The following is a 22,018-nucleotide window of genomic DNA, read 5'->3' on the forward strand; positions in this document are numbered from 1 at the left end:
AAAACCGCCCGAAGGCGGCTGTGCGTGGTGCGTCTGGCTGCTGCTGGTCAGTCCAGATTGAATCCGTAGTGGCCGTTGCCGTCGCCAGCGATGTAGTCCTCCCAGATCGAGTTGCCACTGAAGATGTTTTGGATGCGCTGGCTGCGCCCGGATTTCTGCGGCCCGTACACGGCGTCCAGTATTTCGTGGGCAGGAACCCACCGCCGCCCGTTTTCGAACTGCTCGAACAGATGGCTGACCACAGCGACCTGCCTGGGGCCCTTGATCGCCCATGGCTTGTCGGACTTGGTGGCGATGACCAGCGTGTTGGAGTACCGGTCGAAGCGAACCGGTAGAGACTTTTCCACCTTGTTGCCTGATGGGGCCAGCAGCTGACGGTGGATCAAGTCGATGTCGAAGTGCGGCTTGATGGCGTGGTCGACCAGTGCGCTCGCGATCGGGACGATGCGGTAGGCGCGGGGCGGCAGAACGATGTCGGGCAGAGACTGGCCGGTGGTGAAGATCACTCCCTGGTCAGGCAGCGGCGCAGTACGGAAATGCTCGAACACCTTGTCGGTCGATGTCGAGAGTCCCCGGACCAGCCAGGCGTCTACTTGCGCGTCGGCAATGCGCATCTTGCCGAGGCGCCACAGGACGCCATCGATCGTGGGCGCCGTGATGCCGCTGCGTTGCGCCTGGGGAACTCCGAGCAGGTCCGCCAGGTAGTTCAGCACTTTCTCGTCACTGACGGCATGAACGCCTATCAGCTCGGCCGAGACGTACTTGGTGCGAAAGGTCTCGGGGCAGCGGTAGCGATACCGCCCGGGGTCATCGTCTTCCTCGATGTCGACCGGAACGCGCTCATCGCCATGGGCTGCCAGATAGCTGCCCGCAAAGCCGATACGTTCGGTCCATGCCGCGAGATCGCGGTCGGACAGCGCCACCCGGCGTGACAGCTCCCAACCGGGCACGCCACGCAGGCGCTGGCCAGCGCCATCGACGACTGCGTGGATCGATCGCTCGAAGAGATCGATCAGGTCAAGCAGCGAGCGCGTCGACAGGCTCTTCTGCGACATCGCCGATCTCCTTCACCAACTGCCACTTGGCCAGCAAGCGGTCGCACAGCGCCCGATCCTTTTCGCGCTTGGTCTTGATGTTGCACTTGTTGTCGTCGCGCAGGATCACGGCGATCGTGCGCGCACGTTCCTTGCCGACTTTTTTGATGCGGATGGACAGCTTCGCGTAGTTGATGTGGTGGTGGTGGAAGTCGAACGACAGCGAGATCAGTGAACGTGCGGCCGTGTAAATGTCGTCGACGTCCTTGGCCCAGATCTTCACCAGCAAGGAGCGGTGGTTGGCCGTGGTGTAGCCGAGTTCGATCACCTTGACCGATGCCACGTCCTCGCCGGTCAGATCAAAGCTGCGGGGCGCGGCCAGACTCTGGTAGTCATACTGCTTCAGAGGGATCTTGTCGCCGGTGATGGGCGACTGCAGCAGCGAGTCCGCCACGATGCGCGCCAGCGCCTCGCGACCGTCGGTGTCTTTGGACAAGACCTCCAGATGGCCATTCGCTGGCTCGTAGGTGATGTGCGAGGACACAGCACGGATCACCTCCTGCGGCACCAGCTCGCTGGCCTGGACGCGATCGATGATCTCGGGCGGGCGGTTGTGATGCACGCTGACCTGGTACAGGTCGACGTCTTCGCCGGTCAGGGTGTCGGGGCGCAGCCGCTTGAAAACCTGAACGGCAACGGTATCCGCTGCACAGCCAAGCTGCTGCGCCACGGCCTGGTGGAAAGCCTGCCGAGCTGCCGTGTCATCCAGGACCGTCAGATCCTTAGGCGCAACATAGCCCGAATAGCAGGACGCGCTCTGGCGGAAGACATCCGCCTGGCGGGCGTTCAACGCCTCCTCGAAGAGTGCGGGCGCGTTGAGGTGCAGCCACAGCGCGCGTTCGTACTGGTTCGGGATGGCTGCAAACGCGGCCTTGGCATCGTCACCGACGATGTCCTGACTGATGCCTTCGATGACGTCTTGCCCGGCGCCGTCCGAGAGCAGCACGATGCGCTCAGCCACTTCCTCGATCTTCCGCCGCGCGCTCACATCCAGGGCCGACAGGACTGGCTCCATGACAGCGCGCTGTTCCTGCTTGCCCTGCTTCTTGTCCAGATCGGGCATCGCCAGACCGAACTCCCCCACCATGAATTCACGGAAGACCGCCGGCGGCAGGTGGCCGAGCAGCTTGGACAGGTTTTCAGCATCGTTCATTGACATTCCCCCTTCGCAAGGTATTGATCGGGTTGGCACCAGCCCGAGCCGCCCCGTCTTGTTCTTGGGGTTTGCAGACCGATTATGTTCGGTGCACCGAACGATTGGAATTATTTCTGGTCGGATATGGGTTTGTCAAGCAGGTACGATTTCGTTCGGTATGATGGTATTATTTTCGACTTGGAGCAGACCAAGTAGGAGAAATCAGTGCCATCACCCCTGGGCGACAAGATCCGCGCACTGCGGAAGCAGAAAAAGCTCAGCCTTGATCAACTGGCAGAGCTGACCGAATCCAGCAAGAGCTACATCTGGGAGCTGGAGAACAAGGACGACCCGAAGCCGTCGGCCGACAAGATCGGCAAGATCGCATCGGTGCTCGAGGTCACAACCGAGTTCCTGCTCACCGAGTCGACTGCATCCCCTGGTGAAGAGGTCATCGACGAGGCCTTCTTCCGCAAGTACAAGAGCATGCCGGACGACACCAAGAAGCGGCTGCGTAAGATCCTCGACGCCTGGGATGACGACGAGTGACCGAACACAAGCAACCGATGGCGGAGGCCAACCGCATCTCGTCCATGCTCAACATGGTGCTGGGAGCGAACCGCTTTCCGGTCAAGGTCGACGAGGTTGCGCTGGAGTATTCCCGGCAGTGCTTCGCCGATTCGCCCGTGGACAAGGTTCACGGTGAGGATCTGGACGGCCTGGAAGGGATGCTCGCCGCCAACAGGTCGCGCTCGAAGTGGTTGATCGTCTACAACAGCGCCGTCCGGTCCGAAGGACGCAAGCGCTTCACGATTGCGCACGAATTCGGTCACTACATCCTGCACCGCCATGACCAGGACCGGTTCGAGTGCGGCGATGACGAGATCGAGACGGGTGACGACAACGAGCGAGACATCGAAACTGAGGCCGACAAATTTGCGTCGACCTTGCTGATGCCGCTGGACGATTTCAGGAAGCAAGTCAATGGCCACCCCGTCAGCTTTGACCTCCTGGGTCACTGCGCCGAACGCTATGGCGTGTCCCTGACCGCCGCCGCACTGCGCTGGACGGAGATCGCCGAGAAGCGCGCCGTCCTCGTGGCCAGCCGCGACGACCACCTTCTGTGGTCAAAGTCGAACCAGGCGGCCTTCAGGTCCGGCGCCTACTTCGCAACGCGCAAGAACACCATCGAACTGCCGCAGGACGCTTTAGCGCACAGCAACAACCTCTTGGATGTTGACGCCCAGATGCAATCGACACGTGCGCAGACCTGGTTTCCGCGCGAACCAGCGTCCATGCCACTGACCGAAATGACCAAGGTCGCGGGCCAATACGACTATTCGCTGACGCTGCTGTTGATGCCCGATGCCGAGTGGCAGCGGCCACAGCATGACGACGGCGAGCCCGAGGAGGACACCTTTGATCGCTTCACCCGCAACGGCCAGTATCCCGTGCGGTAGCTCATGACCAACCGATCATGACCAGGCACAAATGGCAGTTCACGTCCCGCTTCCGCCGTCATGCTTAGGGATCTGCTGGCTTCGATGCCGGCTGGCACCCAGCTCATGAAGACCGTCCTGGCCTCTCACCTGACGGCCTGATTCAGTCGAGTTTTGGCTGCGCCGATACTGCGTATTCGCAGGAGCCAGCGCCAGCACGCAGGCGCTCGAAACTCCCTCCTGGTGTCGGCGAGGGTTCGTCCGGAGAATTTCGCCATTCAAGCGAGTTTGATGGACAGGACCGATACCGATGCATGAAATCAACCAAGTTCCTCCCGACCGGATGACCCCAGAGCAGCGTCGGCGCGAGATCGCGTCGTTGCTCGCAAATGGGATCGTCCGCCTTCGCAGCGCCGACTGTCGCCCGTCCGCAAGACGGACTTCGGAGAACGAGTTTGAGCTTGGCTTTTCCGGCCACCAGCGCGTTCATTCAGACCCCGCCAACAACACAGAAACGGAGTCCTGATGAGCACGCCCCTCAAAGCCAACACCGGCAACTTCACCGCGCCACCATCGGTGGCCTCACTGATCGCACGATTGCCCGAGCTGCCTATGCCGGAAATCAAAGCGCTCTGGCAGAGACTCTTCGGAGCCGACACGCCCACCCACAACCGCCAGTTCCTGGAGCGGCGCATTGCCTATCGCCTGCAGGAGGTGGAGTTCCGCAAGATCGACGCGAACCTGCTGGAGCGCAACAAACGCCGCATCGCATCCTTGGTCGAGACCGGCAAGGTCAAGAAGCGTGACCGTGACTACCGGCCAGCAGCCGGGACCGTGCTCACCCGTGAGTACCAGGGCGTTGAGCACCGCGTGATCGTGACCCAGGACGGCCAGTACGACTTCCAGGGCCGGATGTACCCGAGCCTGTCGATGATCGCCCGCGAGATCACCGGCACGCGGTGGTCCGGGCCCTTGTTCTTCGGGCTCAAGGCACCAGCCACTCCAAAGACAGCGGCGAAGAAGGGAGCCCGGCGATGAGCGAGGTTTTGAAGCGCCGCATGCGCTGCGCCGTCTACACGCGCAAGTCCACCGACGAGGGGCTGGACCAGGAATACAACTCGATCGACGCCCAGCGCGATGCGGGGCATGCCTACATCGCTAGCCAGCGCGCCGAGGGTTGGATTCCGGTCGCAGACGACTACGACGACCCGGCCTTTTCCGGCGGCAACATGGAACGCCCGGCGTTGCGACGATTGATGGCCGACATCGAGGCCGGCAAGATCGATGTGGTCGTCATTTACAAGATCGACCGCCTGACGCGCAGCCTCGCGGACTTCTCCAAGATGGTCGAGGTGTTCGAGCGCTACGGCGTGTCCTTCGTGTCAGTCACCCAGCAGTTCAACACCACCACGTCAATGGGGCGGCTGATGTTGAACATCCTGCTGTCCTTCGCACAGTTCGAGCGCGAGGTCACCGGCGAACGCATCCGCGACAAGATCGCCGCCAGCAAGCGCAAGGGCATGTGGATGGGCGGTGTGCCACCCCTCGGGTACGACGTCGATAACCGCCGACTGGTGCCCAACGAACGCGAAGCCAAGCTCATCCGGCACATCTTCCAGCGCTTCGTTGAACTGGGCTCCGGCACGATGTTGTTCAAGGAGCTGAAGCTGGACGGCGTGACGTCCAAGGCGTGGACCACGCAGGACGGCAAGACCCGCGACGGCAAGCCGATCGACAAGGGGCTGATCTACAAGCTGCTCAACAACCGGACCTACCTGGGCGAGCTGCGCCACAAGGAGCAGTGGTACCAGGCCGAGCATCCACCCATCATCGACCGCGAGTTGTGGGACCAGGTCCACGCCATCCTCGCCACCAACGGTCGGGTTCGCGGCAACGCCACGCGGGCCACGGTGCCGTACCTGCTCAAGGGCATCGTGTTCGGCAACGACGGTCGCGCCTTGTCGCCGTTTCACACCACCAAGAAGAACGGCCGCCGCTACCGCTACTACGTGCCGCAGCGCGAGAACAAAGAGCACGCGGGCGCGTCTGGGCTGCCACGGCTGCCGGCCGCAGAGCTTGAATCCGCCGTGCTGGACCAACTGCGCGCGGTCCTGCGATCGCCAGATCTCCTGGTTGATGTCCTGCCGCGTGCAATCGAACTGGACCCCAACCTCGACGAGGCCAAGGTCACCGTCGCCATGACGCGGCTCGACACCATTTGGGACCAGCTCTTTCCAGCCGAGCAGACGCGCATCGTCAAGCTGCTGGTCGAGAAGGTGATCGTGTCGCCCAACGACCTTGAGGTGCGACTGCGCGCCAATGGCATCGAGCGCCTGGTGCTGGAACTGCAGCCGCAGCCAACGGGTGTGGCCCAACCAGAGGAGGCACTGGCATGAGCGAGATCCGCATCCAGAAGACGGGCGAACCAGACGTCATCAAGGCCAGCGATGGCCGGCTGACCTTGTCGGTGCCGATCCAGATCAAGCGGCGGAGCGGGCGCAAGCTGGTCACACTGCCCATCGACCCAGTGACAGGCGAAACCGCCAAGGCCCGGCCCTGGGATACCGCGACCACACCGCTGCAACTGGCGTTAGCCAGAGGTCACCGCTGGCTAGCCATGCTCGAGTCGGGCGAGGCCAAGTCCCTCAAGGAGATCGCAGCACGGGAAGGGATCGACAACAGCTACGTCAGCCGCATGGTCAACCTGACCACGCTGGCGCCGGACATCGTGGCCGCCCTCCTGGATGACGCCATGCCGGACCACATCACGCTGTTTGACTTGGCGGTTGATCCGCCCGCGCTGTGGGAAGACCAACGCGCCCGGCTCAGGTAGACCATTCGGCCTGCCGACGATAAAATGTCGTCAGGTGCCCACCTTACTTGCACACGAGTAAAAAAAGGCGTTGCCTCACTGTCATTGAAAACCTCTCTTTGAGCCTCGTCGTCGGGGACTTAAACGTGTGCGCCTGACCCGAAATCGGCGTGGCATACAGGAAAGGTTCGTCATGACAATCAAAGAGCTCGCGTATTCTGCGCAGCAACAACTCCAGGCCAGCACGGGTAGCTCTCTCAAGAGAGGCCACATCTACGAGCTGCTGGCAGCCTCATTTGGCTTCAACTCCTACGCCGCACTCGGAGTTGATACCGTCCTCACGCAGCAACGCCCGGACGACAAGCGCATCGCCTCGCACAACACTTTCGTCAGGCGACGCTGCATCGAGCTTGGGTACCCACCCGAAAACGCGGATCTGGTCTCTGTAACGCTAGGGTCTTTCCTGGCGGAGCGCCAGATCGGCGTCGTGCGAATTTCGGCGTTGATCAGCCAACTGCGAGGGGACTGGTCCAGCCTAGACGACGATCCGATTGGCGACGACACCGAGCAGTTCGGCGACGAGCAGGACGATCGACTTGCTCCTCAATGGTCAGATGGTGACGAGGGTGATTTCGCACCGCTCTTGCTGGATGGGTTGGAAGCGGCGGCCAGCAAGGGCAACGCCCTCGCTCACTACGCACTGGCACTGATCCATTCCCCCGACGATGAAGACGTCGACCAGAATACCGGGAGCTCCTACTGGCATTCCCAGGCACAACAAGGTCGTGTGCTGACAGGCGTGGAAAAGGAGTGGGCAGACGCCCATGCGGCTCGGCTCACTCAAGCGGAAAAGTACGCCCGCCATCTTCGCGAGGCTGGTCGACTCGGCAATCAACATGCGCTCCTCGACTTGGCGGAGCGGTTTGGCGACCCGTCCTTTTTCGAGCAGCCACGTCACGATGTCGATGCAGATCCATCGGCCATTGCCGAAATCGCCGAACGATTGGGCCGCATGGCTGATGCGAAGCAATGGCTTACCGTCGCTGCCGAGAGCGGGGACACGGACGCCATGCTCCGCCTCATCGAGGAACACGATCAAGGTGATCTGGCTCGGTGCTGGACTTGGGTGTATCTGTCCCGGCTGGTCGGCACGGACCTCACCAAGGACGCGCACTACGCGATCAACGAGGACGGCTCGGAGTACGACGATGACGTCGGCGGTCCCGCCTATGTCGCGGGCCGCGACGGTGTAGATCTCGATCCTCTCAGTGCGGAGCAAGATGCCGCTGCCAGGGAGACCGCGCAGGATCTGTTCGAGCGGATTCAGCAGGCCGCCGCCGCGGAGCCAGGACGGTAGAGACGGCATCCTGGCCTAAGTTGTTCCCCTCCGGGTAGGCAATGACGCAATCCAACCGCTTGAACCGTCCGCACGTAACCTGTTGATCTGTAAGGGCGCTGGGCCAGCCCTTTGCGGACTTCGGGCCATTCTCGGAGAGCGAGGCCGGAGAGAAGAATGGCCAGGAGAGAGCGAAAGGTGCCCAAGAATGGGTCAGATGGCCAACCGGCGAAGTCCGCAGGTTTCCGCAAGAACCTGCGCAGACACGCAGGAACTGTCGCTATCAGACGAGAAAAAGCCCCAACTGAGAACAGTTGGGGCTTCAATATTGGTGGAGCCGGCGGGAATCGAACCCGCGTCCGCAAGCCCTCCACAGAAAGTTCTACATACTTAGTTCTGTCATTTGATTTAACCGGCGCATCGCGGACGAACACGCTCTACGACGGCGAGTCACTAAGTTTTCGTCCCCCAGCCCGTGACACTCCGGGGGCTTATCTGACGTAAATGACCTCGCGTGGTCTTGCGACCCTAGCCCGTCAGCGAGCCAGTGCGAGGACGGCGGCCCTTAGGCTGCCAGTGCGTAACGTTCGTCGTTAGCAGTTATTGCATTCCCATTGATTAACGAGGTGACGGGTCCTCGGTATGCCCTCACTGCTTCGCAACCCACGTCGAAACCAGGTCGGCCCCAATGAAGAAGACGGATTGTACCCGCTTCAGTTCCCTATGTGTGGACATCTCCGCCCGGATCAAGCCCGGGCGGGGCACATTTCAGGAAAGCGCGAGCAGGGGGATCAGTTCGCTCGGATGGCGGATCAGATGGTCCGCGCCCCAGGCCTCGGGCGGCACGCCTTCGCCGCAATACCCGTAGGCGGCCGTAACCGTCATCATGCCGGCCGCCTTGCCGGCCTGGATATCGCGCAGGTCGTCGCCCACATAGACGCAGCGCTGCGGCGCCACGCCGCTGACCTCGGCCGCATGCAGCAGCGGGGCCGGGTGCGGCTTTGCGTGCGGCGTGGTGTCGCCGCTCACGATCGCCGACGCGCGCGGCGTCAGCCCGATCTTCGCGACCAGCGGCACCGTGAAGCGCGCGATCTTGTTGGTTACTATGCCCCACCGGATATCGGCGGCCTCGAGGCGCGCGAGCACGTCGTCCATCCCCTCGAACAGCCGCGTATGCACCGCGATGTCCGCCTCGTAGTAGTCGAGGAACGTATCGCGCAGCGCGGGAAACTCGGGGTCCTCGGGCCGCTTGCCGAATGCGGCGCCGATCAGGCCGCGTGCGCCATGCGATGCCACGGGCCGTAACGTTTCATACGGCACCGGCGGATGGCCATGCTCGACCACGAGCCGGTTGGCGGCCGCGGCCAGATCGGGCGCGGTATCGGCCAGCGTCCCGTCGAGGTCGAAGAAGACAGCGTCGAAGGATCGCATGGGTCTCAGGCGTGACGACGGAACGCCATCATGTAGTTCACGTCGGTGTCTTTGCCGAGCGCGTACACCTGCGTCAGCGGGTTATAGGTCATGCCGCGCATCTCGACGAGCTCGAGCCCCACATTGCGGGCAAAGCGCGCGAGCTCGGACGGCGTGATGAACTTGTCATAGTCGTGCGTGCCGCGCGGCAGCATGTTCAGCACGTATTCGGCACCGAGGATCGCCAGCGCGTACGCCTTGAGGTTGCGGTTGATGGTGGAGAAGAACACGAGGCCACCCGGTTTCACGAGCGTGGCGCACGCGCGCACGATCGACTGCGGATCGGGCACATGCTCGAGCATCTCCATGCAGGTCACCACATCGACGCTGGCCGGCATGCGCGCGGCGAGGTCTTCCACCGGAATCTCTTCGTATGTCACGGCAACGCCGGATTCCAGGCTATGGAGATCCGCGACCTTGAGCGCCTTGGACGACAGGTCGATGCCACGGACGGTCGCGCCCGTGCGCGCCATGCTCTCCGACAGGATGCCGCCCCCGCAGCCCACGTCGATCACCTGCTTGCCGGCCAGCCGCGCAATGCCATCGATCCAGCCCAGGCGCAGCGGGTTCAGCTCGTGCAGCGGCTTGAACTCGCTGTTCGGGTCCCACCAGCGGTGGGCGAGCTCGCTGAACTTGTCGATCTCTTTGGGATCCGCATTGCGGCCGGAGACGGGGGAGGAGGGGGTAGCGACGGAGGAAGGCGACATCGGGCAACTGTACCAAAAAACGGGATAGCAAAAAAAAAGCCCAGCTTTCGCTGGGCTTTCTTCATCGGAAAAAATCCGATTAACGTGCGCTGCGCGTACCGACCACTTCCACTTCCACGCGGCGGTTCGGCTGCTGGCAGGCGATCTGAGCGGTGCGGTTGCCCTTGCACGACTTCGGATCGACCTTCAGCTGACGCTTGCCCTTGCCTTCGGTGTAGACGCGGTTGGCTTCCACGCCCTTGCTCACCAGGTAGGCCTTGACGGATTCGGCACGACGGATCGACAGGCGATCGTTGTAGCGGTCCGAACCGAACGAGTCGGTGTGGCCAACGGCGATGATCACTTCGAGGGTGATGCCTTGCAGCTTCGAGACCAGATCGTCCAGCTTGGCCTTGCCTTCGGGCTTCAGGACAGCCTTGTCGAAGTCGAACAGCGTGTCAGCTGCGAAGGTAACCTTCTCGCTCGACACCACCGGTGCTGCCGGAGCCACCGGAGCCGCCGGAGCGGGTGCCGCGGCCGGGGCCAGGGCGCCATCGCACAGGGCGTTTGCCGTAGCCGGGGTCCAGGAGCTGTCGCGCCAGCAGAGCTCGTTCGTGCCGTTCTTCCACACGTACTCGCTCGTACCGTTGCCCCAGTTGTCGTTCACTGCCTTCTTTTCGTAGGGAACGGATTGGGCTTGAGCGGATGCAGCCATTACTGCGGTAGCTGCAACGAGCGCGAGCTTGGCAAATTTTTTCATATTTCTCCTCTCAGGATGAGATCACCGCAGGGTTACTGCGAGCAAATGGACGAAAACAAGTCATACATTCTTCGGAGTATAACATTCTCGATGTGGTGGATGCTCCACTTCGAACAACGTCTGGCTCTTCGCTGGGGAATTGTGCCACAAGGCTCGTTTCCTAAGAAGTAAATATATTCGATTCAACCAAGGCGTTTTAGGCCTGTGGTGTTTGTGCAACATCGCACTTGCGACGCCCGCAAACCCTTGTCCCGTCTGGCTTACCGGCGATGGGGGGTGCTCACCGGAAGGGCACCGCCGAGGCAGTGGAAGGGGGTCGGGGAGGGGTGTTCGCGCGTGATAGAATGGCGCGTTGCCCATCCCTCGCAGCGCGGTCTTCCGCCCGGCGGGAATCGGGCTTCATTCGCTTAAACCTGCCGCATAACCACGCCGCAATGGATCAATTCGCCAAAGAAACTCTTCCGGTATCGCTGGAAGAGGAAATGCGCCGCTCGTACCTGGATTACGCGATGAGCGTTATCGTCGGGCGCGCGTTGCCCGATGTCAGGGACGGCCTGAAACCAGTACACCGACGCGTGCTCTATGCGATGCATGAGCTCAATAACGACTGGAACCGCCCGTACAAGAAGTCGGCGCGTATCGTCGGTGATGTGATCGGTAAGTATCACCCGCACGGCGATACCGCGGTTTATGACACGATCGTGCGGATGGCGCAGAATTTCTCGCTGCGCTACATGCTCGTCGACGGTCAGGGCAATTTCGGTTCGGTCGACGGCGATAACGCCGCGGCCATGCGTTATACGGAAATCCGCCTGTCGAAGATCGCGCATGAAATGCTGCAGGATATCGACAAGGAAACCGTGGATTTCGAACCGAACTATGACGGTTCGGAAAAAGAGCCCGGTATTCTGCCCGCGCGTATTCCCAATTTGCTGATCAATGGCTCGTCGGGTATTGCGGTCGGCATGGCGACCAATATCCCGCCGCATAACCTGAATGAAGTGGTCGATGCCTGCCTGCATCTGCTGCGGAATCCCAGTGCGACCGTCGACGAACTGATCGAGATCGTGCCCGCGCCCGATTTTCCGACGGCCGGCATCATCTACGGTATCCAGGGCGTCCGCGAGGGCTACCGCACCGGCCGCGGCCGTGTGGTGATGCGCGCCCTGACGCACTTCGAGGATATCGACCGCGGCCAGCGCCAGGCGATCATCGTCGACGAGCTGCCGTATCAGGTGAACAAGCGCACGCTGCTCGAGCGCATCGCCGAGCTCGTCACCGAAAAGAAGGTCGAGGGCATCTCCGATATCCGCGACGAGTCTGACAAGTCCGGCATGCGCGTGGTCATCGAGCTCAAGCGCAACGAAGTGCCGGAGGTCGTGCTCAACAACCTCTATAAGAATACGCAGCTGCAGGACACGTTCGGCATGAACATGGTGGCGCTGGTCGATGGCCAGCCGCGCCTGCTGAACCTGCGCCAGATGCTGGACGCGTTCCTTTCGCATCGCCGCGAAGTGGTCACGCGCCGCACCGTGTTCGAGCTGCGCAAGGCGCGCGAGCGCGGTCACGTGCTCGAAGGCCTGGCCGTGGCGCTGGCGAACATCGACGAGTTCATCGCGATCATCAAGGCCGCGCCGACGCCGCCGATCGCGAAGCAGGAACTGATGGCCAAGTCGTGGGACTCGAGCCTCGTGCGCGAAATGCTCGCGCGCGCGGAAAGCGAGACCGCCGGCGGCCGCGCATCGTATCGTCCGGACGGCCTGCCGGCCCTGTTCGGCATGCAGCCCGACGGCCTGTACCGCCTGTCCGATGGCCAGGCGCAGGAAATCCTGCAGATGCGCCTGCAACGCCTGACGGGCCTCGAGCAGGACAAGATCGTCCAGGAATACCGTGAAGTGATGGCGGTCATCGCCGATCTGCTCGATATCCTCGCGCGTCCGGAACGGATCACGACGATCATCTCCGACGAACTGTCAGCGATCCGCGCCGAATTCGGTGACGCGCGCCGTTCGCAGATCGAGCTCAATGCGACCGAACTCGACACCGAGGACCTGATCACCCCGCAGGACATGGTGGTCACGCTGTCGCACAGCGGCTATATGAAGAGCCAGCCGATCTCCGAATATCGCGCGCAGAAGCGCGGCGGTCGCGGCAAGATGGCGACGGCCACGAAGGAAGACGACTGGATCGACACGCTGTTCGTCGCGAACACGCACGACTACATCCTGTGCTTCTCCAACCGCGGCCGTCTCTACTGGCTCAAGGTCTACGAAGTGCCGCAGGGCTCGCGCAACGCGCGGGGCCGCCCGATCGTGAACATGTTCCCGCTCTCCGACGGCGAGAAGATCAACGTGATCCTGCCGGTACGCCAGTTCGACGCCGAGCACTTCGTCTTCATGGCCACCGCGCGCGGTACCGTGAAGAAGACCGCACTCACGGAATTCTCGAATCCGCGCAAGGCCGGCATCATCGCGGTCGACCTCGACGAGGGCGACTACCTGATCGGTGCCGCCGTGACCGATGGCCAGCATGACGTGATGTTGTTCTCGGATGCGGGCAAGGCCGTGCGCTTCGACGAGAACGATGTGCGTCCGATGGGCCGTCAGGCACGTGGCGTACGCGGCATGAACCTCGACGAGAGCCAGACGGTCATCGCGATGCTCGTGGCGCCGGCCGAGAATGCCGAAGCCGAAGGCGCGGAGGGCGCGAGCGCCACGGCCAGCGTCGCCACCGTGGGCAGCGTGCTGACCGCGACGGAGAATGGCTACGGCAAGCGCACGCCGATCTCCGAGTACACTCGACACGGCCGTGGCACCAAGGGCATGATTGCGATCCAGACGAGCGAGCGCAATGGCCGTGTGGTGGCTGCCGCACTGGTGTCGCCGGAAGACGAGATCATGCTGATCACGACCGGTGGCGTGCTGATCCGCACGCGCGTGGCCGAGATCCGCGAGATGGGCCGCGCCACGCAGGGTGTGACGCTGATCAACGTGGATGAGGGCACGCGCCTCTCCGGCCTGCAACGTATCGTCGAGAGCGACGCCGACAACGGCGGCGCGGACGATGCCGAAGGCGCCGAGGGGGCGATCGACAGTGCCGAGGGTGGCACGGAAGGTGGCACGGAGGGCGGCGCGGCGGACGGCTCCGCGGATACCCCCGACGCGAGCGCCGAATCCTAATTTCGTCGTAATTTCCCCGATAGGCGTCTCGTTATCGCCCGGATTACATCGCAAATCACCGTAAATCGTAATCAGATGAAACAGTAGCCCGACGGCCCGGAACTCACTCATGGGCCGTCGGACTAATGGGACATATTTTCCAGGGAGTCATAATGCTCAAAACGTATCGACGTATCGCTGTTCTGGCTGCTTTCGTTCCCGTGTTCATGGTCGCGCAGGGCGCCCATGCGCAGGACGCCAGCGCCGCCGGCGCTGACAAGGACAAGACGGCAGCCATCAAGGAACTGCTGTCCGTCATGCAAGCCGACCAGGCCGTCAAGGGCCAGGCCGAGAACTGGCAGGCCGGCGCCAAGCAGGAAGCGCCGCTGGTGCTGGAGCAGGTGCTGGTAGAGAACAAGACGCTCGACGACAAGAAGAAGCAGGCAGCCGTCGAGAAGCTCAAGAAGAACGGTGCCGTGCAGCGCATGGTCGACGGCGCGGGCTCGCAGTTCTCGACCGACGGCTTCCGTCAGGACGCCCTCAAGGCGCACTACGACGCGTTCGGCAAGTACTACACGACGCAGGAAATCAAGGACCTGACGACGTTCCTGAAGTCGCCGACCGGCCAGAAGTTCATGGCCAACCAGGGCAAGGCGACGCAGGAAATCTGGGGTTCGATGATGCAGAAGTACGGCCCGCAGGTTGGCAAGTCGATGCGCGACGCCGCCGAGAAGGAAATCGCCGCTGCTTCGAAGTAAGCACGTCCGATAGCGGATCGACTAGCGGATCGGCTATCGGGCGCAGGTCCAACTGCGCGCGTGTTTGAGGGATAATGGCTGCCTGGCTCCAACCGGCAGCCATTTTTCCTTTTGCCGCTCCCTTTGTAGTTCCATTTCCACTCCATGAACGATCCACAGACTCCCGCCCTTGCCGGCCTCATGCAGCGCGCGTTGGCCGAGCGCGTGTACAACTTCTCCCCGGGTCCCGCGGCGTTGCCCGCCGAGGTGCTCCAGCAGGCGGCCGAGGAAATGCTGTCATGGCAGGGCAAGGGCGTGTCGGTCATGGAAATGAGCCACCGCAGCAAGGAGTTCGAGGGCATCCACAACGCAGCGCTTGCCGACTTCCGCGAGCTGCTGAAGATTCCCGACAACTTCCATGTGCTGTTCCTGCAGGGCGGCGCGATCGGCGAGAACGCGATCGTCCCGATGAACCTGATCGGCCGGCTCGGTGCGAAGGCGCCGCAGCCGAAGGTCGATCTCGTGATGACCGGGCTGTGGTCGGTGAAGACCGAGCAGGAAGCGCGCCGCTACGGCACGACGCATATCGCCGCCACGAGCGTGGAGAGCAACTACCGCAATATCCCCGACGTCGCGTCGTGGAACCTGTCGGACGATGCCGCGTATCTGCATCTGTGCACGAACGAGACGATCGGCGGCGTGGAGTTCCACGAGATTCCCGATGTCGGCCAGACCGGCACGCACGACCAGGGCCGCATCGTCGTGGCCGATGCGTCGAGCCATATCCTGTCGCGCCCGATCGACTGGTCGCGCGTGCAGGTGGTCTACGGCGGCGCGCAGAAGAATATCGGCCCGGCCGGCGTGACGTTCGTGATCGTTCGCGAGGACCTGCTCGGCTTTGCGCATCAGCACTGTCCTTCGGCATTCAACTGGCGCATCGTCGCCGACAACAATTCGATGTTCAACACACCGCCCACCTACGCGATCTATATCGCGGGGCTCGTGTTCCAATGGCTCAAGCGCCAGGGCGGCGTGGCCGCGATCGAGCAGCGCAATATCGCGAAGGCGAAAGCGCTGTACGACTTCCTGGACCAGAGCGAGTTCTACCGTAACGATATCGATCCGGCCTGCCGTTCGCGCATGAACGTACCGTTCATCCTGCGCGACGAATCGCGCAACGAAGCGTTCCTGACCCAGGCGCGCGCGAATGGCCTGGTGCAGCTCAAGGGCCACAAGTCCGTGGGTGGAATGCGCGCGAGCATCTATAACGCGATGCCGCTGGAAGGCGTTTCCGCGCTGATCGAATTCATGCGCGAGTTCGAGCGGACGTCCGCGTAAGCGACGGCGCGCGGACGCACTCGCGCTCGATTCACCCCACCGGCCATGCCCGCGCATGGCCGTTCAGGTTTTCATCATGACAAGCGAAGACAAGCAAGACGCTGGCGCGAACGGCAGCGCCGGACCGAGCGAACAGGAACGCGCGCTGTCGGCGGACCTCGCCCCCCTGCGTGGCCAGATCGATGCCGTGGACCGCGAACTGCTTGCGTTGCTCAATCGCCGCGCGCAACTCGCGCTCGACGTGGGCGAGGTCAAGAAGAAGTACGGCGCGCCGATCTTCCGGCCCGAGCGCGAGCTGCAGGTCGTGCGCAAGGTGCAGGGCGCCAACCCCGGTCCGCTGCTCGGCGAGAGCGTCGGTTCCATCTGGCGCGAGATCATGTCCGCGTGCCGCGGCCTCGAGAAGCCGCTGGAAATTGCATTTCTTGGCCCGGCCGGCACGTTCTCCGAGCAGGCGCTGTACGCGCACTTCGGCCACGAGGTGACCGGCGTGCCGTGCCCGAGCATCGACGAGGTGTTCCGCGCGGTGGAAGCCGGCACGGTCGAATACGGCGTGGTGCCCGTCGAGAATTCCACCGAGGGCGCGGTGTCGCGCACGCTCGACCTGTTCCTGCAGACCTCGCTCAAGATCAGCGGCGAGATCGCGATCAAGGTGCACCACAACCTGATGGCCTCCACGCCGGACATGCAGGGCGTCAAGGTCGTACGCGCGCATCCGCAGGCGCTGGCGCAGTGCCAGCACTGGCTCACCGCGAACTATCCGCATCTCGAGCGCCAGGCCGTCTCGAGCAACGCCGAAGCCGCGCGCATGGCCAGCGAGGATCCGACCGTCGCGGCGATCGCGGCGGAGGCGGCGGCCAATCGCTACCACCTGCATATCGTGCGCACGCATATCCAGGACGATCCGCACAACCGCACGCGCTTCGCCGTGATCGGCCGCTACGAGACCGAGCCGTCGGGCAGCGACCAGACGTCGCTGATCCTGTCGGTACCGAACACGGCCGGCGCGGTCTATCAGCTGCTGGCGCCGCTCGCGCAGAATGGCGTGTCGATGTGCCGCTTCGAGTCGCGCCCCGCGCGCAGCGGTGCGTGGGAGTACTACTTCTACGTGGACGTCGAAGGCCATCAGCACGATCCGGCCGTGGCTCGCGCGCTCGAGGAACTGCGCCGCAACGCCGCCTACATGAAGGTGCTCGGCTCGTATCCGTCGAGCCGGTAGGAGACCGACCCAGTGAACGCATTGCATTTTTCCCGGGTAGTCATCGTCGGCGTCGGCCTGATCGGCGGCTCGCTGGCCCTGTCGCTCAAGCGGGCCGGCGTGGTCGGTACCGTCGTCGGTGTCGGACGTTCGGCCGCATCGCTCGAACGCGCGAAGTCGCTGGGCGTGATCGACGAGATTGCCCCGTCCATCGAAGCGGCCGCGCGCGGCGCGAGCGTGATCGTGCTGTGCGCGCCCGTCGCACAGAATTTCGCGCTGCTGCACGCGCTCGAGCCGCATCTGGAGCCCGGCACCATCGTGACCGATGCGGGCAGCACGAAGTCCGACGTGATCATGGCGGCCAAGACCGCGCTCGGCGACAAGGTCGCGCAGTTCGTGCCCGCGCATCCGATCGCGGGCCGCGAGCTCAGCGGCGTGGAAGCGGCGCTCAACGACCTGTATCTGGACAAGAAGGTCATGCTCTGTCCGCTGCAGGAGAACAGCCGCGCGGACGTGGCCGCGGTGCGCGCGATGTGGGAATCGACGGGCGCCGAATGCCATGTCATTTCCGCGGTCCAGCACGACGCCGTGTTCGCGGCGGTCAGCCATTTGCCGCACCTGCTCGCGTTCGCGCTCGTGGCCCAGATCGCCAATGCCGAAGATGCATCGATGAAGCTCGACTTCGCGGGCGGCGGTTTTCGCGACTTCACGCGGATCGCGGGGTCGTCCCCCGAGATGTGGCGCGATATCTGCATCGCGAACAAGGACGCGCTGCTGCGCGAACTCGATACGTACGAGGCCGTGCTCGGACACCTGCGCAAGCAGATTCGCGAAGGCGACGGCGCGGCGCTCGAACGCGTGTTCGCGCGCGCCAGCGAAGCACGCCTCAAATGGGGCGCCGCGCGCAATGCGGCCCGCAATGTCGAACCCTGAGTCTTATCTGAGTCTTACCTGAGTCGCCCATCATGGAACACCTCACGCTTGGTCCCCTGACCCGTGCCGCCGGCACGGTCCGCCTGCCGGGTTCGAAAAGCATCTCTAACCGCGTGCTGCTGCTGGCCGCGCTCGCCACGGGCGAGACGCGCGTGCGCGACCTGCTGGACTCCGACGACACGCGCGTCATGCTCGACGCGCTGCGCGTGCTGGGCGTGACGTGGCGCCGCGAGGGCGGCGACTGCATCGTGACCGGCGTGGGGGGCGACTTTCCGAACAAGTCGGCCGACCTGTTCATGGGCAACGCGGGGACCGCGATCCGTCCGCTGACCGCGGCGCTCGCGCTGCAGGGCGGCGAGTACAGGCTGAGCGGCGTGCCGCGCATGCACGAGCGGCCGATCGGCGATCTCGTCGATGGGCTGCGCCAGATCGGCGCCAGCGTGGACTACCTCGGTACCGAGGGCTACCCGCCGCTGGCGATCGGTCAGGCCTCGCTGCGTATCGATGCGCCGATCCGCGTGCGCGGCGACGTGTCGAGCCAGTTCCTGACCGCGCTGCTGATGACGCTGCCGATGGCCTCGGCGCCGGCCGGCCGTATCGAGATCGAGGTCGTGGGCGAATTGATCTCCAAGCCGTATATCGAGATCACGCTGAACCTGCTCGCGCGCTTCGGCATCGACGTCGAGCGTCAGGGCTGGGAGCGCTTCGTGCTGCCGGCGGGCGCGCGGTACCGCTCGCCCGGCGAGATCTACGTGGAGGGCGATGCGTCCACCGCGTCGTACTTCCTGGCCGCCGGCGCGATCGGCGGCGGTCCCCTGCGCGTGGAAGGCGTGGGCATTTCCAGCATTCAGGGCGACGTGCGCTTTGCCGATGCGCTGAACCGCATGGGCGCCAATGTGATGGCCGGCGACAACTGGATCGAGGTACGCGGGACCGAGCGCGACGACGGCCGCCTCAACGGCATCGAGCTCGATTGCAACCACATTCCGGATGCCGCGATGACGCTCGCGGTAGCGGCGCTGTTCGCCGAGGGCACGACCACGCTGACCAATATCGCGAGCTGGCGCGTGAAGGAAACCGACCGTATTACCGCGATGGCCACCGAGCTGCGCAAGCTCGGCGCCGAAGTGGAAGAGGGTGCCGACTACCTGCGTGTGACGCCGCCGGCATCCGCCGCGGACTGGCGTACGCCGGCCGACGGCATCGGCACCTATGACGACCATCGCATGGCGATGTGCTTCTCGCTGGCCGCCTTTGGCCCGCTGCCGGTCCGGATCAACGATCCGGGCTGTGTGGCAAAAACGTTCCCCGAGTATTTCTCCGTCTTTGCCGACGTGGCACGGTAGGCATACATTGAGACAGAGGCGCTTGAAAGGAGACGCCTCGTCCAAGCCATGAATAACTAATGACTATCATCGACGTCATAACGATAGACGGACCAACTGCATCCGGCAAAGGCACCGTGGCGCATCGCGTCGCCGACGCCGTGGGCTTCCATCTGCTCGACAGCGGCGCCCTGTATCGCCTGGTGGCGCTCGCGAGCGACCGCGCCGGCGTGGCGCAGGACGACGTGGACGCCCTTGCAAAAATGGCCATGCGCCTCGATGTGAAGTTCGGCCCGGACCGGGTCTGGCTGTCCGGCGAGGAAGTGAGCCATGCGATTCGCGCCGAGGCGATCGGCAACCGCGCCTCCGCGATTGCCGTCTACCAGCCCGTCCGCGACGCGCTGACCCAGTTGCAGCGCGACTTTCGCAAACTTCCGGGCCTCGTGGCCGACGGCCGCGACATGGGCACCGTGATCTTTCCGGATGCCCGCCTCAAGGTGTTCCTGACCGCAAGTGTCGAGGCGCGCGCCCGGAGGCGCTATAAACAATTGATTGATAAGGGAATTTCTGCTAATATCGAAGACCTTTTGCGTGACCTCGAGGCGCGCGACGCGCGGGACCGTTCCCGTGCCGCCGCCCCGCTGCGTCCCGCGGAGGATGCGCGACTGCTCGATACCTCCGATATGACGGTGGAACAATCGGTCGCGCAGGTGCTGCAGTGGTTCAACGCTTTGCGATGATCAAGCTGTAGGCACCATGGTGTCCGCATGCAGGTTCGTATGGTCTTTGATATGGCCTGCCTGCGGATGTTGGCTCACCTGACCCCGCTGCACTTGGCAGACTGCGCGCGATCCTCGCGCCGGCCCGTGTACCGCGGATTGATAACCCTACGTTTATGTCCGACCTGCAATCCAACGAATCCTTTGCCGCACTGTTCGAGGAATCGATCGCCCGCTCCAACATGAAGGCTGGCGAAGTGATCTCCGCCGAAGTCGTGCGTATCGACCACAATTTCGTGGTCGTGAACGCCGGCCTCAAGTCCGAGGCGTTTGTGCCGGTGGAGGAGTTCCTGAACGACCAGGGCGAACTCGAAGTGCAGGCCGGCGACTATGTCTCCGTGGCCATCGATGCGCTCGAGAACGGCTATGGCGACACCATTCTGTCCCGCGACAAGGCCAAGCGCCTGGCGTCGTGGCTCAACCTCGAGAAGGCGCTGGAAGACGGCGAAATCATCTCGGGTACCGTGACCGGCAAGGTCAAGGGCGGCCTGACCGTGATGGTCAATGGCATCCGCGCGTTCCTGCCGGGCTCGCTCGTGGACGTGCGTCCGATCAAGGACACCACGCCGTACGAAGGCAAGACCCTCGAATTCAAGGTCATCAAGCTCGACCGCAAGCGTAACAACGTCGTGCTGTCGCGTCGCGCCGTGGTGGAAGCCACGCTGGGCGAAGAGCGTCAGAAGCTGATGGAAACGCTGAAGGAAGGCGCGATCGTCAACGGTATCGTCAAGAACATCACCGACTACGGCGCGTTCGTGGACCTCGGCGGTATCGACGGCCTGCTGCACATCACCGACCTGGCATGGCGCCGTGTCCGCCACCCGAGCGAAGTGCTGTCGGTTGGTCAGGAAATCACCGCCAAGATCCTCAAGTTCGACCAAGAGAAGAACCGCGTTTCGCTGGGCGTGAAGCAGCTGGGCGAAGATCCGTGGGTGGGCATCTCGCGTCGTTACCCGCAAGGCACCCGCCTGTTCGGCAAGGTGACCAACCTGACCGACTACGGCGCGTTCGTCGAGATCGAAGCCGGTATCGAAGGCCTGGTCCACGTGTCGGAAATGGACTGGACCAACAAGAACGTGGCCCCGTCGAAGGTTGTCCAGCTGGGCGACGAAGTCGAAGTCATGGTTCTGGATATCGACGAAGACAAGCGTCGTATCAGCCTGGGCATGAAGCAGTGCAAGGCGAATCCGTGGGACGATTTCAGCCGCAACCACAAGAAGGGCGACAAGCTGACGGGCCAGATCAAGTCGATCACCGACTTCGGCGTGTTCATCGGTCTGCCTGGCGGCATCGACGGCCTGGTGCACCTGTCCGACCTGTCGTGGCAGGAAGCCGGCGAAGAAGCCGTTCGCAAGTACAAGAAGGGCGACGAAGTGGAAGCCGTTGTACTGGGCATCGACGTCGACAAGGAACGCATCTCGCTGGGCATCAAGCAACTGTCGGGCGACCCGTTCAACAACTTCATCTCGGCCAACGACAAGGGCTCGCTCGTGCAAGGCACGATCAAGACCGTGGACGCCAAGGGCGCCGTGGTGCAGCTGGCTGACGACGTGGAAGGTTACCTGCGCGCTTCGGAAATCTCCGCAGACCGCGTGGAAGACGCCCGCAACGTGCTGAAGGAAGGCGAGCAGATCACCGCTCTGGTTGTGAACGTGGACCGCAAGGCCCGCAACATCAACCTGTCGATCAAGGCCAAGGACAGCGCAGAGCAGCAGGAAGCGATGCAGAAGTTCCAGGCCGACACCGGCACGGCTGGCACGACCAACCTCGGCGCACTGCTGAAGGCCAAGCTCGGCCAGGACAACCAGTAATCACCGCAGG

19 protein-coding genes and 1 other RNA gene are annotated in these 22,018 nt (G+C 63.3%); 14 read left to right on the forward strand and 6 right to left on the reverse strand.

Going from position 1 to position 22,018, the window contains the following annotated elements; translation table 11 throughout:
• Positions 1–47: 47 nt before the first annotated feature.
• Both AAHB16_RS08690 and AAHB16_RS08695 read right to left on the reverse strand, forming a co-directional pair.
• Positions 48–1,055 carry a hypothetical protein gene (locus tag AAHB16_RS08690; protein ID WP_342050629.1) on the reverse strand — a complete coding sequence of 336 codons (1,008 nt, stop codon included), beginning with the start codon at positions 1,053–1,055 and terminating at the stop codon, positions 48–50.
• Entirely contained in the window at positions 1,018–2,247 is a 1,230-nt protein-coding gene (locus AAHB16_RS08695; protein ID WP_047840201.1) for a hypothetical protein, read from the reverse strand. Before AAHB16_RS08695 ends, AAHB16_RS08690 begins: the two co-directional genes overlap by 38 nt.
• A 207-nt stretch (positions 2,248–2,454) precedes the next feature.
• On the opposite strand from AAHB16_RS08695, the gene AAHB16_RS08700 reads away from it, so the two are divergent.
• The 6 genes from AAHB16_RS08700 to AAHB16_RS08725 all read left to right on the forward strand — a co-directional run bounded on the left by AAHB16_RS08700 (position 2,455) and on the right by AAHB16_RS08725 (position 7,837).
• Positions 2,455–2,778, forward strand: a complete 324-nt coding sequence (locus AAHB16_RS08700) for a helix-turn-helix domain-containing protein (RefSeq protein WP_047840202.1) — start codon at positions 2,455–2,457, stop codon at positions 2,776–2,778.
• Positions 2,775–3,689, forward strand: a complete 915-nt coding sequence (locus AAHB16_RS08705; RefSeq protein WP_342050630.1) for an ImmA/IrrE family metallo-endopeptidase — start codon at positions 2,775–2,777, stop codon at positions 3,687–3,689. The genes AAHB16_RS08700 and AAHB16_RS08705 overlap by 4 nt, the downstream gene beginning before the upstream one ends.
• Before the next feature lie 504 nt (positions 3,690–4,193).
• A complete protein-coding gene (locus AAHB16_RS08710) occupies positions 4,194–4,706 on the forward strand; it encodes a DUF2924 domain-containing protein (RefSeq protein ID WP_342050631.1) in 513 nt (170 codons plus the stop codon).
• Positions 4,703–6,064, forward strand: a complete 1,362-nt coding sequence (locus AAHB16_RS08715; protein WP_342050632.1) for a recombinase family protein — start codon at positions 4,703–4,705, stop codon at positions 6,062–6,064. Before AAHB16_RS08710 ends, AAHB16_RS08715 begins: the two co-directional genes overlap by 4 nt.
• Entirely contained in the window at positions 6,061–6,501 is a 441-nt protein-coding gene (locus AAHB16_RS08720) for a LacI family transcriptional regulator (protein WP_342050633.1), read from the forward strand. The genes AAHB16_RS08715 and AAHB16_RS08720 overlap by 4 nt, the downstream gene beginning before the upstream one ends.
• Before the next feature lie 172 nt (positions 6,502–6,673).
• Complete coding sequence (locus AAHB16_RS08725; RefSeq protein ID WP_342050634.1) at positions 6,674–7,837, forward strand: hypothetical protein; 1,164 nt, start codon at positions 6,674–6,676, stop codon at positions 7,835–7,837.
• Positions 7,838–8,145: 308 nt separating this feature from the next.
• Here the strand turns inward: AAHB16_RS08725 and ssrA are convergent.
• The 4 genes from ssrA to ompA form a co-directional block, all read right to left on the reverse strand.
• Positions 8,146–8,503: a transfer-messenger RNA gene (ssrA, locus tag AAHB16_RS08730) on the reverse strand.
• A gap of 81 nt (positions 8,504–8,584) precedes the next feature.
• Positions 8,585–9,247, reverse strand: coding sequence for a phosphoglycolate phosphatase (gph, locus tag AAHB16_RS08735; protein ID WP_342050635.1), 663 nt, complete (start codon positions 9,245–9,247; stop codon positions 8,585–8,587).
• 5 nt (positions 9,248–9,252) lie between these two features.
• A complete protein-coding gene (ubiG, locus tag AAHB16_RS08740) occupies positions 9,253–9,993 on the reverse strand; it encodes a bifunctional 2-polyprenyl-6-hydroxyphenol methylase/3-demethylubiquinol 3-O-methyltransferase UbiG (protein WP_150370968.1) in 741 nt (246 codons plus the stop codon).
• A 79-nt stretch (positions 9,994–10,072) separates the two neighbouring features.
• Positions 10,073–10,732, reverse strand: coding sequence for an outer membrane protein OmpA (ompA, locus tag AAHB16_RS08745; RefSeq protein WP_109580381.1), 660 nt, complete (start codon positions 10,730–10,732; stop codon positions 10,073–10,075).
• 434 nt (positions 10,733–11,166) lie between these two features.
• Between ompA and gyrA the strand changes: the two genes are divergently transcribed.
• The 8 genes from gyrA to rpsA all read left to right on the forward strand — a co-directional run bounded on the left by gyrA (position 11,167) and on the right by rpsA (position 22,008).
• Positions 11,167–13,911, forward strand: coding sequence for a DNA gyrase subunit A (gyrA, locus tag AAHB16_RS08750; RefSeq protein ID WP_342050636.1), 2,745 nt, complete (start codon positions 11,167–11,169; stop codon positions 13,909–13,911).
• Between the two features lie 152 nt (positions 13,912–14,063).
• On the forward strand, positions 14,064–14,648 hold the full coding sequence (locus AAHB16_RS08755) for a DUF2059 domain-containing protein (protein WP_150370970.1): 585 nt from the start codon (positions 14,064–14,066) through the stop codon (positions 14,646–14,648).
• A 144-nt stretch (positions 14,649–14,792) separates the two neighbouring features.
• A complete protein-coding gene (gene serC, locus AAHB16_RS08760; RefSeq protein WP_342050637.1) occupies positions 14,793–15,965 on the forward strand; it encodes a 3-phosphoserine/phosphohydroxythreonine transaminase in 1,173 nt (390 codons plus the stop codon).
• Positions 15,966–16,041: 76 nt separating this feature from the next.
• Positions 16,042–17,181: a prephenate dehydratase gene (pheA, locus tag AAHB16_RS08765; RefSeq protein WP_150370972.1), complete on the forward strand. Its 1,140-nt coding sequence runs from the start codon at positions 16,042–16,044 to the stop codon at positions 17,179–17,181.
• Between the two features lie 12 nt (positions 17,182–17,193).
• On the forward strand, positions 17,194–18,093 hold the full coding sequence (locus AAHB16_RS08770; protein WP_150370973.1) for a prephenate dehydrogenase: 900 nt from the start codon (positions 17,194–17,196) through the stop codon (positions 18,091–18,093).
• Between the two features lie 32 nt (positions 18,094–18,125).
• Complete coding sequence (gene aroA / locus AAHB16_RS08775; RefSeq protein ID WP_342050638.1) at positions 18,126–19,439, forward strand: 3-phosphoshikimate 1-carboxyvinyltransferase; 1,314 nt, start codon at positions 18,126–18,128, stop codon at positions 19,437–19,439.
• Between the two features lie 59 nt (positions 19,440–19,498).
• Complete coding sequence (gene cmk, locus AAHB16_RS08780) at positions 19,499–20,158, forward strand: (d)CMP kinase (protein ID WP_150370975.1); 660 nt, start codon at positions 19,499–19,501, stop codon at positions 20,156–20,158.
• A gap of 155 nt (positions 20,159–20,313) precedes the next feature.
• Positions 20,314–22,008, forward strand: coding sequence for a 30S ribosomal protein S1 (rpsA, locus tag AAHB16_RS08785; RefSeq protein WP_150370976.1), 1,695 nt, complete (start codon positions 20,314–20,316; stop codon positions 22,006–22,008).
• Positions 22,009–22,018: the final 10 nt, after the last annotated feature.

Origin of the sequence: Cupriavidus sp. OTU4054 (genome assembly GCF_038440175.1) — a bacterium.
Lineage (GTDB): Bacteria > Pseudomonadota > Gammaproteobacteria > Burkholderiales > Burkholderiaceae > Cupriavidus > Cupriavidus pauculus_D.

Coding starts and splice junctions, on each gene's coding strand:
- AAHB16_RS08690 (WP_342050629.1), bottom strand. CDS start 1,055: ATGTCGCAGAAGAGCCTGTCGACGCGCTCGCTGCTTGACCTGATCGAT.
- AAHB16_RS08695 (WP_047840201.1), bottom strand. CDS start 2,247: ATGAACGATGCTGAAAACCTGTCCAAGCTGCTCGGCCACCTGCCGCCG.
- AAHB16_RS08710 (WP_342050631.1), top strand. CDS start 4,194: ATGAGCACGCCCCTCAAAGCCAACACCGGCAACTTCACCGCGCCACCA.
- AAHB16_RS08715 (WP_342050632.1), top strand. CDS start 4,703: ATGAGCGAGGTTTTGAAGCGCCGCATGCGCTGCGCCGTCTACACGCGC.
- AAHB16_RS08720 (WP_342050633.1), top strand. CDS start 6,061: ATGAGCGAGATCCGCATCCAGAAGACGGGCGAACCAGACGTCATCAAG.
- AAHB16_RS08725 (WP_342050634.1), top strand. CDS start 6,674: ATGACAATCAAAGAGCTCGCGTATTCTGCGCAGCAACAACTCCAGGCC.
- gph (WP_342050635.1), bottom strand. CDS start 9,247: ATGCGATCCTTCGACGCTGTCTTCTTCGACCTCGACGGGACGCTGGCC.
- ubiG (WP_150370968.1), bottom strand. CDS start 9,993: ATGTCGCCTTCCTCCGTCGCTACCCCCTCCTCCCCCGTCTCCGGCCGC.
- ompA (WP_109580381.1), bottom strand. CDS start 10,732: ATGAAAAAATTTGCCAAGCTCGCGCTCGTTGCAGCTACCGCAGTAATG.
- gyrA (WP_342050636.1), top strand. CDS start 11,167: ATGGATCAATTCGCCAAAGAAACTCTTCCGGTATCGCTGGAAGAGGAA.
- AAHB16_RS08755 (WP_150370970.1), top strand. CDS start 14,064: ATGCTCAAAACGTATCGACGTATCGCTGTTCTGGCTGCTTTCGTTCCC.
- serC (WP_342050637.1), top strand. CDS start 14,793: ATGAACGATCCACAGACTCCCGCCCTTGCCGGCCTCATGCAGCGCGCG.
- pheA (WP_150370972.1), top strand. CDS start 16,042: ATGACAAGCGAAGACAAGCAAGACGCTGGCGCGAACGGCAGCGCCGGA.
- aroA (WP_342050638.1), top strand. CDS start 18,126: ATGGAACACCTCACGCTTGGTCCCCTGACCCGTGCCGCCGGCACGGTC.
- cmk (WP_150370975.1), top strand. CDS start 19,499: ATGACTATCATCGACGTCATAACGATAGACGGACCAACTGCATCCGGC.
- rpsA (WP_150370976.1), top strand. CDS start 20,314: ATGTCCGACCTGCAATCCAACGAATCCTTTGCCGCACTGTTCGAGGAA.